General features: G+C 60.5%; 15 protein-coding genes. 7 read left to right on the forward strand and 8 right to left on the reverse strand.

The window, feature by feature from the left end; translation table 11 throughout:
• Positions 1–7: 7 nt before the first annotated feature.
• The 3 genes from CAK95_RS01400 to CAK95_RS01410 are packed head-to-tail and all read right to left on the reverse strand — an operon-like array spanning position 8 to position 4,696.
• Complete coding sequence (locus tag CAK95_RS01400) at positions 8–748, reverse strand: enoyl-CoA hydratase/isomerase family protein (protein WP_086086206.1); 741 nt, start codon at positions 746–748, stop codon at positions 8–10.
• Positions 745–3,189, reverse strand: coding sequence for a xanthine dehydrogenase family protein molybdopterin-binding subunit (locus CAK95_RS01405; protein WP_245303586.1), 2,445 nt, complete (start codon positions 3,187–3,189; stop codon positions 745–747). Before CAK95_RS01405 ends, CAK95_RS01400 begins: the two co-directional genes overlap by 4 nt.
• Complete coding sequence (locus CAK95_RS01410) at positions 3,125–4,696, reverse strand: UbiD family decarboxylase (protein ID WP_210190728.1); 1,572 nt, start codon at positions 4,694–4,696, stop codon at positions 3,125–3,127. The genes CAK95_RS01405 and CAK95_RS01410 overlap by 65 nt, the downstream gene beginning before the upstream one ends.
• 77 nt (positions 4,697–4,773) lie before the next feature.
• Between CAK95_RS01410 and CAK95_RS01415 the strand changes: the two genes are divergently transcribed.
• Positions 4,774–5,625, forward strand: coding sequence for an IclR family transcriptional regulator (locus CAK95_RS01415; RefSeq protein ID WP_086086208.1), 852 nt, complete (start codon positions 4,774–4,776; stop codon positions 5,623–5,625).
• A 57-nt stretch (positions 5,626–5,682) separates the two neighbouring features.
• Here the strand turns inward: CAK95_RS01415 and CAK95_RS01420 are convergent, their stop codons facing one another.
• Positions 5,683–5,904, reverse strand: a complete 222-nt coding sequence (locus tag CAK95_RS01420) for a VOC family protein (RefSeq protein WP_198343792.1) — start codon at positions 5,902–5,904, stop codon at positions 5,683–5,685.
• 215 nt (positions 5,905–6,119) lie between these two features.
• On the opposite strand from CAK95_RS01420, the gene CAK95_RS01425 reads away from it, so the two are divergent.
• The 4 genes from CAK95_RS01425 (at position 6,120) to CAK95_RS01440 (ending at position 8,152) form a co-directional block, all read left to right on the forward strand.
• Positions 6,120–6,608: a hypothetical protein gene (locus tag CAK95_RS01425; protein ID WP_147413707.1), complete on the forward strand. Its 489-nt coding sequence runs from the start codon at positions 6,120–6,122 to the stop codon at positions 6,606–6,608.
• A 117-nt stretch (positions 6,609–6,725) separates the two neighbouring features.
• The gene (locus CAK95_RS30360; protein WP_086086210.1) at positions 6,726–6,929 is read left to right on the forward strand and encodes a helix-turn-helix domain-containing protein; all 204 of its coding nucleotides are present in this window, start codon (positions 6,726–6,728) and stop codon (positions 6,927–6,929) included.
• 83 nt (positions 6,930–7,012) lie between these two features.
• Positions 7,013–7,573 carry a helix-turn-helix domain-containing protein gene (locus CAK95_RS30365; protein WP_425349720.1) on the forward strand — a complete coding sequence of 187 codons (561 nt, stop codon included), beginning with the start codon at positions 7,013–7,015 and terminating at the stop codon, positions 7,571–7,573.
• A 165-nt stretch (positions 7,574–7,738) separates the two neighbouring features.
• Positions 7,739–8,152 (forward strand): hypothetical protein, encoded by a 414-nt coding sequence (locus CAK95_RS01440; protein WP_086086212.1) that lies wholly within the window; start codon positions 7,739–7,741, stop codon positions 8,150–8,152.
• 385 nt (positions 8,153–8,537) lie between these two features.
• On the opposite strand, the gene CAK95_RS01450 is transcribed toward CAK95_RS01440, so the two are convergent.
• From CAK95_RS01450 to CAK95_RS01465, 4 genes are all read right to left on the reverse strand, one after another.
• Positions 8,538–10,205, reverse strand: a complete 1,668-nt coding sequence (locus tag CAK95_RS01450) for a bifunctional 3-(3-hydroxy-phenyl)propionate/3-hydroxycinnamic acid hydroxylase (RefSeq protein WP_210190729.1) — start codon at positions 10,203–10,205, stop codon at positions 8,538–8,540.
• Between the two features lie 29 nt (positions 10,206–10,234).
• The gene (locus CAK95_RS01455) at positions 10,235–12,094 is read right to left on the reverse strand and encodes a TRAP transporter large permease (protein WP_086086214.1); all 1,860 of its coding nucleotides are present in this window, start codon (positions 12,092–12,094) and stop codon (positions 10,235–10,237) included.
• A gap of 75 nt (positions 12,095–12,169) precedes the next feature.
• Positions 12,170–13,198, reverse strand: coding sequence for a TRAP transporter substrate-binding protein (locus tag CAK95_RS01460; protein WP_086086215.1), 1,029 nt, complete (start codon positions 13,196–13,198; stop codon positions 12,170–12,172).
• Between the two features lie 162 nt (positions 13,199–13,360).
• Entirely contained in the window at positions 13,361–14,320 is a 960-nt protein-coding gene (locus CAK95_RS01465) for an IclR family transcriptional regulator domain-containing protein (protein WP_120265438.1), read from the reverse strand.
• On the opposite strand from CAK95_RS01465, the gene CAK95_RS01470 reads away from it, so the two are divergent.
• Entirely contained in the window at positions 14,319–15,230 is a 912-nt protein-coding gene (locus tag CAK95_RS01470) for a 3-carboxyethylcatechol 2,3-dioxygenase (protein WP_157699492.1), read from the forward strand. The genes CAK95_RS01465 and CAK95_RS01470 overlap by 2 nt on opposite strands.
• 44 nt (positions 15,231–15,274) lie before the next feature.
• Positions 15,275–16,144: an alpha/beta fold hydrolase gene (locus CAK95_RS01475; RefSeq protein ID WP_086086217.1), complete on the forward strand. Its 870-nt coding sequence runs from the start codon at positions 15,275–15,277 to the stop codon at positions 16,142–16,144.
• The last annotated feature ends 76 nt before the right edge of the window (positions 16,145–16,220 follow it).

Here is a 16,220-nt window from a genome sequence, read left to right on the forward strand (position 1 = left end):
CTGCGCTTTAGCGGGTGTCGATGAAGCGTTCCGATACGGCGCTCGAGTTCGCGACCGCGGCGTATTCCTTGATCGCCGCAAAGCTCGACTCGGGCACGAGGTTCAGGAACTGCTTGACGGCCATCAATGTCACGCGGCTGTTGGCCGCGATGCGCTGCCGGTATTTGGTGAGAACCACTTCAGCTTCAGCCGAACTGCACGCCTCGGCCGCGAGGCCCATGGCGACCGCCTGTTGCGCGTCGATGGAATCGCGCGAATAGACCATGCGCGCGAGCGATGCGCGCGAAAGCCGGTTGCCGAGCGCCGTCATGACGAGCAGCGGCGGGATATCGCGATTCATTTCCGGGATTATGAATTCCGCGGTCTCGTCAGCGATCGCGATATCGGCAAGACCCGCGAGCGCGCATCCCACGCCATGAGCGCGGCCTTTGACCACGGCGATGATCGGAACGCAGACGTCGCGGACGACGGTGTAGAATTCGAGCACCGAATCGGCGACGCGAGCGCGGATCTGGCTTGTGGTCATCACCGTTCCGGCCGGCGGCATCGGCGACACGCGGCCGGCGCAGAAATCAGAACCTTCGCCGCGCAGGACGACAAACTTCGACGACTCGGGGAGTTCGCGCAGCGCCGTTCCGAGGGCTGTCGTCATGGCCGGCGTCAGCACATTGCCGGTCTCCGGCCGATCGATCAGAATCTCGAAGCCGCCGTCGGAGGCGAGCGACGTGCGAATCTGCCCCTCGTTCATGTGGAGCCGCCTTTCGCTTCGTTGATCAGCGCCCAGATTTTTGCCGGCGTGGCCGGCATCTCGACATGGTCGACGCCGAATTCCGACAGGGCGTCGACGACCGCGTTGATCGTCGTGGCCAGCGCCGGAGTGATGCCGCTTTCACCGCCGCCTTTCACCCGAAGCGGATTGCCATTTGTCGGATCCTCGACCAGATCGACCGCGAAGCTCGGCATGTGGCCGGCGCGCGCCATCGCATAATCCATGAAGCTGCCAGTCGTGACCTGACCGCTGGCGATGTCGTAGACGACACCCTCGTAAAGCGCCTGCCCGACGCCTTGAACGATGCCGCCGTGCACCTGGCCATGGAGAATGAGGGGGTTGATCGCCTGGCCGGCGTCGTCGATCGACGTGTAGCGCACCACCTGCGTCACGCCCGTATCCGGATCGATCTCGACCTCGCAGACGGCCGCGCCGGTCGGGTAAGCCGGCATGCGGCCGGTGAAGCTTGCCGAGGCCGACAAGGGACCGCGCAGATTTTCGGGCAGCGTACCGTCTTCCTTGGCGATGCGCGCGACTTCGAAGACGTCGACGGTTTCGTTGCTATTCTTGGTGCGCAGCATGCCGTCGGTGAATTCGACGTTCTCGACCGGGACACCGGCGTGGTGCGCGAGAATATCCTTGGCCTTGGCAATGATGGTCCCACTGCTTTCGACGAGCAGCGCGCCGCCAAGTCGCATCGACCGGTCGGAATGGCTGCCGCCGCCCGATTTGACGATCCGCGTATCGCCGGAGATCAGCCGAACCTGTTGCGGCGTTATACCGAGATGGTCGGCGATCACCTGGGCGAAGCTGGTCTCGTGACCCTGGCCGGTGGATTGAGTCCCGGTGACGACTTTGACGACGCCCTCGGGCTCGACCGTGACATCGACACGCTCATGCGGAATGCCGACCGGCGATTCAACGTAATTGGCGACGCCGATGCCGGCGAGCCGGCCGCGCCGGCGGGCGCTCGCCCGGCGATCCGCGAAGCCATCCCAATCAGCGACATCGAGCACGCGATCGAAATTGCTCGCGAAGTCGCCGCTGTCGTAGGTGAGCCCCATCGCGGAGGTGTAGGGCAGCCGATCATACGGCACGAGATTGCGCCGGCGAATCTCGAGCCGGTCGATGCCGAGTTTCGCCGCGGCGATGTCCAGCGTCCGCTCCATGGCATAGGTCGCTTCCGGCCGCCCGGCGCCACGAAATGGCGCCGTTGGCACCGTGTTGGTCATCACGCCTTTAACCACCACGCTGGCATGCGGGACGTGATAGACTGTCGTCATGATGCGGAAGCTGTTGGCCATCGGCACGAAGGCGACCGTATAGGCGCCGACATTGCCGACAATCTCGCAGGCATAGCCAGCGATCCGGCCGTCGGGGTGGAAACCCATGCGAACCCGCGTGACGATATCCCGGCATTGATAGTCGGTGAGGAACGCCTCGGAGCGGGTGCTCGTCCAGCGAACCGGGCGGCCGACCCGACGCGCGGCCACGGCAAGGACCGGCTGCTCCGGCGAGAGATTGGTGCGTGTGCCGAAACCGCCGCCGACATCGGGGCAGATCACCTCCACCTTGTCGCGTTCGACACCGAGCGCTGCGGCCAGTGTATCGCGCTGCCGAATCGCGCCCTGGCTTCCAGCGATCATCGTGAACGTGCCCGTCGCCGCGTCGTAGCTGACGATCGCCGAGCGCGGCTCCATCTGCGCATTAACGATGCGCTGGTTGACGAAGGTCTTCTCGATCACCAGCGTGGACGCCGCGATCGCCCGCTCGGTCGCATCGGCGTCGCCAAAATGGGCATCGACGGCGAGGTTGTTGCCGAGGCTCTCCTCCAGGCGCGGGGCATCGTCGCGCAGCGCCTCCTCCACGCTCATCACGCACGGCAATTCGTCGTAGTCCACAGCGACGTGCTCGGCCGCGTCCTGGGCGGCGGCGAGAGTCTCCGCGACGATCATTGCCACCGGCTCTCCGAGATAGCGCACCCGCTCGACGGGCATCGGGGCATGCGCAATGTCGACGGACATATTTCCCGGAAGGGAACGGAACGCCCGCTTGGTATGATCCCGCGCGTCAGCCGGATCGGCGAAATGATCGATTGGCGCGCCGCCGACGGCAAGGTAATCGGCGCCGGTCACAACCGTCAGAACGCCGGGCTGGCCGGCGGCCTTCGCGACATCGATGCCGCGTATGCGTGCATGCGGATAAGGCGAGCGCACGAAGACGGCATGGCATTCGGCCGGCAGCGTGAAATCGTCCGTATAGCGGCCTCGGCCCTGGACCAGACGTTCGTCCTCGAAGCGCGGCAAAGGCCGTCCGATGAACGGCCCGCCGTTTCCGGTGAGCGCGGGCATGCGATCAAGCACCGACACGCGCTCCGCCGCGTGGCTTGTCGCCTGCGTCGGCCAATGTCCAGCGGCCATCCGCGGTACGCCGCAAGGTGCCGCCGGCGCGCAGATCGTCGAAGGCGCGCACAATCTCGCGGCCGTCGCGAGAGCCCGTCGCCGCCATGAGCTGCTCGAAAGTCTTCGGCCCGTCGTGCAACGCGCTCTCGATCGAGCCGAACCGCTTGCCTTCATATGTCGGCGGCTTCGGCACCTTGCTTTCGAGCGAACTCGCAACCTCGATCGGCATGGTGCAGTCGAAGCCTGCCTTGGCGCCGGCGCGCGAGCCTGCGAGCGACGGATCGAGCGGCAGCGTGCGCAGGCCCGAGATCACCACGAGATCGCGGTCCGCCTGAAAGCGCGTGGCCAGCGCCCAATCGACCTGGCCGTCCGAGAAGATGTCGATGTCGGGATCGAAGACGAAAACGTGCTTGACGTTAGCGAGCGAGCCGAAGGCCGCGGCGATAGCGTTGCGCGCCTCGCCCGGCACGCGCTGGCGCATCGAAATGCGCACATTAAACATGCCGCCCGACGAGGTGGTGGCGTAGACGTTCAACGGTTCACGGATCGCGTTCTCGAGCGCGCGCCAGACCGTCACCTCGGTGCGCAGCGCGATCAATTGCGCCGAATCGGTGAGACTGAGCTGACGCCCGGCGATGGTCGAGGTCTGGAAGATCGGATTGCGCCGGTGCGTGATGGCCGTGAGATGGAACACGGGGTTCATCTTCACCCCGCCGTAATAGCCGAGGAATTCGCCGTAAGGACCTTCCGGTTCGACATGACCCGCCGGATCGAGATAGCCCTCCAGAATATATTCGGCTTCGGCGGGCACGCGCAGATCGTTGGTCACGCACTTGACTACCGGCAGAACATCCTGCCGCAGCGACGCCATCAGCCCGACTTCGTCGACCGGAATGCGCATCGTCGCCGCCAGGTGATCGATCGGATGCGATCCCACCACGAAAGCGATCGGCAGCGGCTCGCCGCGCGCGGCCTGATATTCATAGATCGCTTTGAGATCGCTCGGCGACACGAGATCGACGCCCGCCTCACGGCGGCCGCGCAGCATCAGCCGGCGGATGCCGACATTGGTCAACCCGTTGCGCGGGTCGACAACGATGTCCATCGACGACGAGATATAGGGAGCGCCATCGAGGCCGTGCTGAAGATGCACCGGCAAAGCGGTGAGGTCTGCCTGGTCACCTGTCAGCACCACTTCCTGCGCTGGCGCCACCGCGGCCGGTACTTCCCGCGTGCCGGGCACGGAACGCAGGTTGGCGAGGACCTTGTGAAGCAGGTTTTCCTGATCGGTGCCGAAGGCCAGCGCCAGCCGCTCGCGGCTTCCGGCGACATTGCCAACCAACGTGGCGCGCTCGGGACCAACATTCTGGAAGAGAACGGCCTTTTCGTTGCCTTCGAGAATTGCAGCCACAGCGCCGAGTTCGATATCGTCTTCAATTACGGTGAGGAGACCGGCCGATGCGAGGCGCCCCAAGAATGTTCGAAGCTCGAATTCGCTTGACCCGGCGACGGCGACGGCACTCATCGGTCTTTCCGACATGCTTCCTCCCACCACACCATCGTTTTTGATTTTGTTGAACTTGATTGTATTATTGTAAAATCATGAAGAGCGTCAAGGCAAAACCAGTTCGCGCCTCCCGGACTAAGGCGGACCACGATTCCGCCGATGCGCGCCGCGGCATCCAGTCGATCGAGGTCGGATTTGCGCTGATCCGCGAGCTCAGCCTGGCACAAAGCAAGCTGCCGCTGAAAATCCTGGCGGCCCGCGCCGACATGAGCCCGAGCAAAGCCCATCTTTACCTCGTCAGCTTCACACGGCTCGGGCTCGTGGTGCAGGATGTGGTCACCCAGCGCTACGGGCTCGGGCCGGCGGCGATTCAACTCGGCATCGCCGCGATCAACCAGTTGAACGTGGTCGACGCCGCCCACAAACATCTCGAAGCGGTGCTGGAAAGCACCGGCGTCTCGGTCAGCCTGTCGATCTGGGGCAACCGCGGTCCGACGATCATCTTTCGCCTGGACGGACAATTGCCAGTGCCTATGTCGGTGCGGATCGGCTTCGTGTTGCCGCTGCTGTCGACGGCGACCGGTCGAATTTTCATGACATATCTGCCGGAACGCGAGTGGCGCAGCATTGCCAATGCTGAAGAGGCCATCGCTCCTGGAAGACTGGCCCGTACGCTACAGAAGGTCGAAGCGTTCCGCAGCGAAGGCATTACGCTGACCGAAAGCGAAACACATGAGGGCTTCTTCGGCATTTCGGCGCCCGTCTTCGGCAGCGGCAACGTGCTCTGCGCGGCCGTCACCGCGCTGGGCCTGAGCGCCGATGTCGATCTCAAGCCGACCGGCCCGGTCGCCGTGGCGATCCGCGATGCGGCACGCCGCATCAGTCGCGACCTCGGCTGCAACATGCCAGACCTCGGGCCGCCTGCACCAGTAGGCGGATCGAAATAAGCAGCGCTGCCCATTGCTGCCCGCATCGTCTCGATGCGTGGTCGTATCTGACGTCAGTCAGCCCGCGAGCATCCGCGCCTTCTTCTCCATCCATGCATTCATGCCGTCATGGGCTTCGGCCGCAGCCTTCTCCAGATAGCCCGGCTCGTCGACCCGCGCCGTCACTTCGAGGCGCAGGCCGTTCGGATCGTAGCAATAGATCGAGTTGATGAAGTGGTGGTCGACCAGATCGGTCGTCTTGACGCCGGCGTCATTGAGGCGCCGCTTGATCGCCAGCACCCCGATAATTTGATTTTGCTGGTGGGCCCGGCACCCTTCACATTTAGAAGAGTTATCCTTTTTAAACCAAATGCTTACCGATATATGAAAACATCCGATGCCAACAAAAATACCAACATCCGGTTGCGTGGAGCGGTCCTGAGGTAGTGACTAATAAGCTTGAAATTTACCTCCCGAATCGCCGCTAATAAATACTCCTCCACAGGAGCATGAGCATGACACCAGAACTGCGAGAGCAGCGTCGACGCGCTTTCACGCAGCACAGCCGCGGCCGCCCGAAAGGTTCTACTCGCGAAACATCATTGTTGACTAAGCGTACGCGCTTTGAATTTGTGCTCGCAACGGCCCTCCAAGCAGTTGGAAAAATGCCCCCAGCCCGCGCCGAGGATCTTGCAATCATCCTGGCGTCCGGACGCCCAGTGAAAGCCTGGAAGTCAGGCCGGAAAGTAGTGGTTTCGCTTGAGTATTGCGGCCTGGAGGATCGGCGGGAATATCTTGCGGCATTTTCGCGTAAGGTCGGTTCGGGCCAAGGACTTACAAAGGAAGAGATCGGCTGGATCACGCAATCATTTCTATGGCTCACCAAGCTGTTCACTGCGATTGCCAATAACAAAGACTGCTCACTCTTTATCTCTATGCTGCAAGGCCTCGGATGGACTCCCATCATCGGAAATATCGTGAACCTCTGCACGCAAAAACAGTAGCTTTACCAATTGCTTAGGCCTGAATTATTTTCCGGAGTGAACTGAAGCCATCCGTCCGTATGTTGGTGCACGTTAACAGCGCAGCACACGCGCTGAAGCACAATCAAGGACGAAACGATGATCAGTAATCCTTCCGGAAAACTCCTGAAAACTATTTATGAGGCGGCCGCTGAGCTCAATGTCGGCCGAAGCACCATCTATCAACTCATCAATCAGAAAGAGCTTGAGGTCGTCAAAATCGGCCGGTGCACTCGAATCCCAAGTGAAACCATCGGCCGATACGTCACTCGGCTGCGTCAGAATGGTCAAGATGCAGCATAGTGAGTGTACGCATGGCTGCACCGTTCCAATTGAATAAGATGCGCTGGCTCAATGCGATCTTCTACGATTGTGGCGTCACCCCGATGACATGTCGGGTCGCTTTCGTGATCGCTGATCACCTGAATAGCGTGTCAGGCGACGCATGGCCGTCAGTCGTGAGGATTGCAAACAAGCTGTGTGTGAGCACGAAGACAGTTCAACGATGCGTAAAGGAGCTGGAGAAAGCCGATTGGCTCCAAGTAAATAGACCCAGAGGTCGTACTCGCACCAATCGATATCGGCCAAACCTTCCAGGCGGGTTGGCAACCAAAGGCTACAAGGGCGACAAATCAGGGCAAGAAAGTGGACAGCGACGCCCTAGTAAACCGGAAGCACATGTCCCCCAATCCTACTTAGGGAATCTACCCAAATCCTACTTGGAAGGGACTGCCGCTGAGAGGCCGGCTGTGATGCGGGATCAAGGGACTTACGAACAGCGCATCATAAGCCGGTTGGGCACAAATGGGTTTCACTGGCTGGAAGCATTAGCCAAGGAGGATCCCGAAACGCTCACACGCCTCTGCCAGGCCGAAAAATTGGGCTTGCTATCTGATGCACAGCTAGAGGCTGTGATTTCCCGAGTAGCCTTGCGATCCGCTCCGTAACGCGGGGCGAACCAGTCTTAATTTTCTCAGACACAGCGTCCATCTTGCGATGGACGAAAACAGCGGCTTCTGGCACGCAAATGGTTTTTCTTACGGATGCCATTTGCGGAACGACGCGAGCGGCGCGAAGCACGACCACTATCTAAATCCATACAGGAACCAATCATGAAAGAACTTTCCTTTCGCGACTTCATCCTCTCTCATTCACCCGAAGACTCCGCGGCTGGCGACTTCGTAAGGGACACCAAAGCTATGAAGGAGATTCCCGACGTCACAAGTTGGGAGCAACTGCTGGCCTATCTTGAACAGTATGGCGCGTACCAGCCTGCGATTGATGCTGCTAAGGTGGTCTGGGCGCGCTACGACGTCGCGAGGAAGCCGATCCCCGTCGAACTCGGGGTTGGACTTACAGTGGCGAGGCTTACTGAGCTTCTAGCGAAAGAAAATCCAGACGCCCACGTGATCACATATAACCCGCGCGCACCGGGGCGGACTGGCCGAGTCTTGGGCTTTGCGCGGGTCACAATTGAAAACGGAGGACCGCACCGCCTAACTCCAGCCCTGATGTTAGAGGGCTAGCTGCTCATCAGAAGCACCTAGAAGCGCTCCGATTCGCCACCAGCCTGGTGCGGATCCAAATGAAACTGACTGCACAGCAGCCGACTAGTTCGGCCAGCTGCGCAGTCTTCCGCTCGCACTGACCGCGTAGCGGGTCCTCCTAGGTGACCGCACCTTGCGGCTGCGCGGCAGCCCAAAAACGCGCTAGCGGAACCGCAGCAGTTTTGACCTGACACTCCTGACAAGCCTGACAGTCCAATTGAGCGACCTTCATGCGGACGATCCTCCAGCTTGTGATATCGGTGTCTGACACAAGGCAGAGTTGTACGACCACCATATCGCCTTCTGACCCAACGGACATTTGGTGGCTGGCCAACCGGTTCACCAGTTGCTTCTCCACGACGACTCAACCAACGTTGGCGCAATTGTTGTCCGCGTTCGTGCAGTAAGGCACACCCTTTTCTGATTGCATTCTCATCGCTCGCCCGAGCGCATTTATGGCGCGCGAGATCTCCTGCGGACGACAGACCGCGGCGACAAAGCGATCCGGCCGAAGAATCGCGACGGATGTATCCTCGGTGGCAAACCATTCCTTCAGCCCGCCACTTACGTCACCGACCAGCACAGTCTCGGGGTCGACATCGTTCGTATCGGACATGAGCTCGGTCTGGGACCGCACGACGACAGTTGTGCCATTGAGACGCGACCAGACACGCCGTGCCTCGCCGTTCATATAGATGCAAGGGTCCGCCGCCCAGGCGACGATGGCGAAGCGATATCCAATGGCATCATCAAGGCGCACGACGCTTCCATTCCTCAGCGCAACGCGGGGCTGGACAAAGAGGCGTCCAACAGCATTCCGAGTTCGTCCACTTGAGACTCCGCCCACCACTACACCTTCGGTATATTTTGGCATGGGCTTGAAGCGCATCTGAACGACGTAATCGCGCACCGGTGGAATGCGGTTCAGTATCCCGAACACGACGTCACGAAACGACGCAAGCAGCCAGCTGGTCGGCGAGAAGATCCGCCCCACTAGTGTTGAGAGCGAGATCATCGCTCGTGCATGTTCTCGGCGCTCGGTCTCGTAAGTATCGAGCAGAGTAGGATCGCAGCCGTCGCGCAACACGGAAATCAGCTTCCAGCTCAGGTTATTGGCATCTCGAATTCCGCTGTTGTAGCCTTGTCCCTGCCAAACAGGCATCAAGTGCGCCGCATCGCCGGCGAGCAGAACGCGTCCGGCCCGAAACGCCTTCGCAAGTCTCGCGTGGTGAGTATAGACGCGGCTGCGAATTATGCGCGCCGAAGCCGGATCGGGCATCGCAATAGACAATATCCGCTTCAGGCCCTCCGTGCTGCACAGCTCCTCCTCGGTCTCGTTCGGCTTGACCATGAACTCAAGCCGTCGAATGCCGTGAGGCAGCGCGATCGTGACATAGGGACGGGACGGATCGCAGACCAGGATTGCGCTCGGTACACCGATCGGGTCGTTCTTGATGTCGATGACAAGCCATCGTGTGGATTCTGTCTGCCCCTCGAAGGGGATGCCGACAAGCTTGCGGGTGAGACTTCGACCTCCGTCGCAGCCGACAAGGTAGCTGGTCGTGAAGCGGCGTTCCTCCCCGTCGATGGCGCGGGCGGTGACATGAACCGCTCGGCCATTGTCGGACAGGCCGGTCATTTCATAGCCGAGACGCATCTCGACATTCTTGTAGCGCACCAGCCCTTCTAGAAGGACGCGATCAATCAGCGGCTGAATAAAGGCGTTGCGCTTGGGAAATCCGAAAGCCTCTCCCTTTGGCTTGACCATTGCAAAGGTGCGGCCCCGCGCGGTCCGGAAATCGAGCCACTGGTTGGGAAAGGTGAAGGGGATAGCCTTCTCCACGAGTCCGGCGGACTGGAACACCCGCAGGCATTCGTCGTCCATACCCACGCCTCGCGGGTAGTCGATCAGACTCGGCAGCTGTTCGAGGATCAGCACGCGGAGGCCGCTTGGGCCGACCAGATTGGCAATCATCATGCCGACGGGGCCGGCACCCACGACGATCAGATCATATTCTTCTTTTTCCAGCACTATCGTAGGCCTTTTATGCACGGAAGCCGTCAGCGCAGCACTGTCGGTAGCCACAGCGTGATCACGGGAAAGAGAATCAGCAGCAGCAGCCGGATGCTGTCCGCTATCAGAAAGGGAACGACGCCCTTGAAGATCGTGGATATCGGGACTTCTTTGCCAACCAGGCTTTTCATGACAAAGACGTTCATGCCGATCGGCGGCGTAATCATGCCGATCTCAACGAGCGTTAATGTCACGACACCCCACCAGATCAGGTCGTATCCAAGGGCGCTGATGATCGGCACGACAAAGGGCACCGTAATGATGAGCGCGGCAACGGTGTCGAACACGCTGCCAAGAACAAGGTACATCGCAACCAGGATGACGAGAATCAGCCAGGCGGGTGTCGTTGCAGGATCAATAATCGAGAGAACGGCATTGGTGATGCCGGCGAGATTGAGGAACGCCCCGAAGATGTTGGCACCGACAATCAGCAGATAGAGTGTCGCGCTGGTCGTTGCCGCAGCGCGCACGGCGGTGAAAAGACCGTGCCACGATGCGCGGCCCGACAACAGCCAGAAAAGGAATGCAAAGCCCGTCCCGACGGCGGCAGCCTCCTGAGCCGTGAAGAGTCCGCCATACAGGCCACCGATGACCAACAGAAACAGCAATCCGGGTCGCCAGGCAATGAACATCGCTTTCAGGCGCGATGTCTTCGTCTCGGCGCCTTCGGGGGCCAGTTCCGGCTTCAACCGCACGAGAGTTGAGATGGCGATCACATAGAGCGAGACCGCGAGCAGGCCGGGGATCAGACTGGCCATGAAGGAGGCCGGAATCGATTGCTCCGCGATCACACAGTAGATGATCAGGATCACCGAGGGCGGTATCAGCGCGCCCAACGTGCCGCCGGCTGCGATGCTGCCGGTCGCGAGACCCGGTGCGTAGTTCCGGCTCCGCATTTCGCGATAGGCGACGCCGCCGATCGTGGCCGTCGTGGCAACGGACGAGCCGCTGACGGTGCCGAAGCCCGCGCACCCGATGATTGTTGCGATGGCGTGGCCGCCGCGGAGGCGGCCGAAGAACGATGTCGCCGCGCTAAAGATCTGATCCGCAAATCCGGCGGCGACCGCAAGGTTGCCCATCAGCAGAAACAGCGGGACGGACGCGATGTCCGCACTCGAGAGCACGCTGGTGAGGTTGTTGGTGCCGACGAGGGCGGCCGGACTGGCGCCCAGCAAAGCATAGGCGCCGATCAGTCCCGACAGCGCCATGGCGATGCCAATTGGGATATGCGTCAGGGCCAGGAGATAGAGTGTGGTGAAGCCGATCAGGACTTTGACCACCTCATTCATCTGGCCCTGCCAGAGAATGAGCGCGCCGCCGGCCGCGGCAACAAGCAGAAGGCTGATGAGGGAGGGCGCCAGTTCACGGACGATGTGACTGGCGTGATGTTTCGTCAGCGCTCTCACATCCTCGAAGAATACCGCCGTCTGCGTTACGAAGGAGAAGGCCATCATGATGCCGGCCAAGTACCAGAACGGGGCCAGCGGCCATTGGAGGACAAGGGTTTTCTCGGAGAACTGCGCCTTTGCCGCGCCGTACGAGAATAAGAAAAGTGTGAATAGGGCGAAGGTGATTGCGGTTAGCAGATGCGCGACGACCCAGATGCCGGCCACACGTTTCGTCAGATGTCCGACCAGCTCCATGGAGACATGGGATCGCCGATAGTTTGCATCGGCGAAGGCGAGCGACATGAGAGCCGCAAAGACAAGCTCGGAGACCTCGAACATGCCCTTGATGGGCATCGACAGCGCCCAGCGCAGGACCACATCGATCATGATGACGAGCGCCACAAGAAGCAGCGCGCCACCGGCGGCATAGCCTGTAAGCGAAGCCAGTCGTTTGGTCATTGCGGCGCTCGGTCGATTCTGGGATATGATGCACCGTCTCTTGACGGCGCATCACATGGCGCGGCGATTCGTCGGTTACTTCGCCGCGGAAGCGGCTTTCACGCCGCCCTGAAAGGCTTCCAAGACAGCCGCGCCGTTCTTGGTGTTCCTCACCCAGTTGTCGATCACCTGCTTGCTGATCTCCTGCCACTTCGCGCTGTCCTCGGCACTCGGCTCGATGAGCTTATGGCCGGCGGAGCTGGCGACGACCTGGCGCACCCGGTTGCTTTCTTTCTCCAACCGGTTGCCCCAGAACATGGCGAAGTCACGCACGCTGTATTTGTCGAACGCGGCCTTCACCTTGGGCGGCAGCTGATCGTATTTGGCCTGGTTCATCACGAGGTAGATGCCGGTCGCTCCCATCGGGAGATCGATATGTGTCTTCGTGACCTCGATGAGGCGGAAGCCCTCCATCGAGAACCAGTCCGCCGCCGTGCCGTCGACGACCTTCTTGGCGAGGCTCTCGGCGAGCGAGGTGATCGGGATGTTCATCGGTGCTGCGCCAATGCGTTGGACCATGGTCGACAACACAGCGCCCGCCGCGCGCACCTTGGCGCCCTTGAAGTCGGCAAGGCCTTTCACGTCCTGCGCGTGATGCAAGCGCATGATGTCGGTCGTGGATACGCCCAGAATCTTGACGCCGTCGAAGCCATCGAGCAGGCCCTTCTCATGCAGCGCGGCCATTCCGGCGGATCCTTCGGCCGGCGCACGGATGACCTGTGGCAATTCAGTGACGCCAGCCGCGTTGAAGCGTCCCGGATTGTATGACGTTCCGCTCCAGCCGATATCAACGACACTCGTCCGCACCGCGTCGATGACTTCATTCGGCTTCGCGGCCGATCCACCAGACAGGAAGTCGATCTTGACGGCGCCGCCGGCCTCATCCTCGATCTGCTTGAACCACGGCCTGAAGATTCCGGTCGTCAGAAACGAGTTCGGGCCGACAAAGTTTGCGAACTTCAGCGTGATTTGGGTCTGAGCGGACGCGTCGGTTACATTTACGCACGTCAATGCGGCAATCGTGGCAATTGCAATTCGCCGCGACATCCTGATGCCAAGAGTCATGGAATATCCTCCCTTGCAACGAACCGGCGCTCGGTCGCGCTCTTTGTTTCGTTGCGATACGGCACGTCAGAATTGCCGTCTTGGCAATTTTGATCTGACCTTTGTTCGCAATGCGAACAGCCCGGATCAGGCTACGAATGAAAAAGGAGGCGGGGCAGTTTGCTACGCCGAAAGCGCTTTCTTGACTCTCCGGACGCAGGCTTTCAGCGGCTCGAGGTATCTGTCCGCAGCGATCTGCGGCGTCATTGCGCTGCGAAAGAAGACAATATTTACAGCCCCCACGACCCGGCCGACCCGCAGGGGCAAGGCAATGGCGCTAATGTTGATTTCGCTTTCTCCCACGGATGATGCATAGCCAGCCTTGCGTACATCGCCGATCAGCTTTCGGATCGTTTTTTTGTCCCAGATGTACTGGGAATTCGGCGCCTCGAGCTGCGCGACCACCGAAGCGGTATCGATTTCTTTCTGACTCATAACACTGAGCATGGCGCGGCCCAGCGCCGAACGAAACAGCGAGTGATGCCGGCCAACAACCGCGCGATGGACCGACATCGGGCTAAGCTTGTGCGTCGTCACTTGGACGGTGACGGCACCCTCGCTGAATGTCGCGAAATCGCTCGGCCACAATACGATGTGGGTGAGCTCGTGAATGTAAGGCGTAATCGCCTGTGCGATCAGATCGTCGTCGCGGAACCCGTCGGCGATATTCGCCATCTTTGAGGTCAGAGAAACTGCTCCGTCCTCGCCGCGACGCAGCACATACCCCATGCTCTCAAGCGTGCTGACAAGCCGGTAAGTGCTTGTGCGGTCGATATCGGTCGATTCCGCGAGTGCGCTGACCTTCATCGAGCCCTTCTGTCCGAGCGACTCCAGAATCTGCAGTCCGCGAACCAGCGATTTAACGTCCCTATATGCGCTCGACATGCCTGCACCGCTGGATGCTGTTCGCAATGCGAACACTATAGCATTGCCGATTGTCACTCGCCAGGGAATTCCCATCCTCGCCGTATCTTGCTGTGGCTTAGGTTCGCACAACCAAAGCAAGGTCAAGCTCCCGCAATTCAAGAGGAGCAATGCAGGGCAACAAGGAGGAACGTAAATGATCGTCGGCGCGGTTTGCATGTCTCATAGTCCGCTGCTCGATCGCAATCGCGCCCCAACGGACACAGAACAGCGATTCAACATTGCACTGAAACAGGCGACCGATTTTGTCGCATCGCTCGAACCGACATTGACGATCGTTTTCTATCCCGATCACGTCAACGGCTTCTTCTACAATCTCCTGCCGGCCTTCTGCATCGGCGTGGAGGGATATTCAATCGGCGATTACGGTACCGTCGCCGGCAAGCTCGATATTCCCGAAGCTCTGGCGATGAGCTGCGTCTCGAGCGTCCTGGCGCAAGGCGTAGACGCTGCGCTGTCGTATAGGATGAATGTCGATCACGGTGCGGTGCAGCCGGTGGAGCTCTTATCCAACGGCAGGGATATTTCGCGCCTCATTCCCGTTTTCATCAACTGTGCCGCGGCGCCGCGGCCGACCTTCGCGCGGGTGCACGCGCTTGGCAGCGCGGTCGGGGCGTGGGCGCGGTCATGCCCGGAACGGGTGCTGATCGTGGCGTCCGGTGGGTTGTCTCATGATCCGCCGGTCCCCGCACTTGCCACCGCGACGCCTGAAGTCCGCGCGCATCTTATCGATGGCGGCGCGCTGGAACATGCCCAGAGGATGGCGCGGCAGATCAGGGCGCATCAATTGGGCTACCAACTGGGAGCGGGGACGTCCGGTCTGCTTCCGCTCAATCCCGAATGGGACCGGAAAATGCTCGATGCGTTTGCCGCAGGTGACCTGGCGCAGCTCGACGAAATCGCCGATGAGGACATCACGGCAACCGGCGGGCGCGGTGCGCACGAGATCCGCTCCTGGTTCGCCGCGCTGGCTGCGCTCGGTCCGGATTATCGGGCGGACGTGCTCTTCTATGAGGCGATCAACGAGTGGATCACCGGAATGGGCATCCTGACGGCCCGGGCGGCCTGATCTCCCGGCCATCATCATCACGCGCAATCGAACGAAGATACCTCATGACGGACGCTGCTTACTCGTCGATCTGGTCGGACCTGACACGTGCTTCCTTTGCTCAGGGTTATCTGGACGCAGATGGCATCAGAACGCGCTATCTATCGTCTGGAACGCCGGACAAACCGCTGCTGCTGTTGCTGCACGGCACGGGCGGTCATGCCGAAGCCTATAGCCGCAATCTCGCCGCCCATGGCGAACAGTTCTGGACGGTCGCACTCGATTTCGTCGGTCATGGATGGAGCGACAAGCCCGCCATTGATTACGAGATCAAGGACTACGCAGATCATGTGCTGAAGGTTATGAAAGTCTTGAAGCGCGACAAGGCGCACCTCTCTGGCGAGTCGCTGGGCGGATGGGTGGCGGCGCATATCGCCATTCATCATCCGCAGGCTGTCGACCGCATGGTGCTGAACACCGCAGGCGGCTGGACTGCGCATCCGGAGGTCATGGAACGGATCAAACGGCTGTCCATGGAAGCGGTCAACGATCCAAGCCCTGAGCGCATCCGCAGCCGCCTTGAATTCCTCATGCACGACAAGACCAAGGTCAATGACGACCTCGTCGAGACGCGCCGTGCGATTTACTCTCAACCCGGATTTCGCGATACGATGGAGCGTATCCTTTGTCTGCAGGACATGACGATACGCAGGCGCAACATGTTCTCGGCCGAGCAGAGCCACGTGATCCGTGCCAGGACGCTTGTGCTGTGGACATCGCATGACCCTACGGCAACGCCGGAGGAAGGCCAGAAGATCGCGGAGCTGATTCCCGGTGCGAGGTACGTGGTGATGAATGGATGCGGTCACTGGCCGCAATTCGAGAACCACGATCTCTTCAACAGAATCCATCTTGAGTTTCTGACGGAACCTTAGTTGCTCCTTGTCAACGTTAAGGTCAGGCGCGGCGTAAGGGTGTGCCGCCCGCGACATATGCCATGATGGCTGGAAG

Origin of the sequence: Pseudorhodoplanes sinuspersici, from assembly GCF_002119765.1 — a bacterium.
Lineage (GTDB): Bacteria > Pseudomonadota > Alphaproteobacteria > Rhizobiales > Xanthobacteraceae > Pseudorhodoplanes > Pseudorhodoplanes sinuspersici.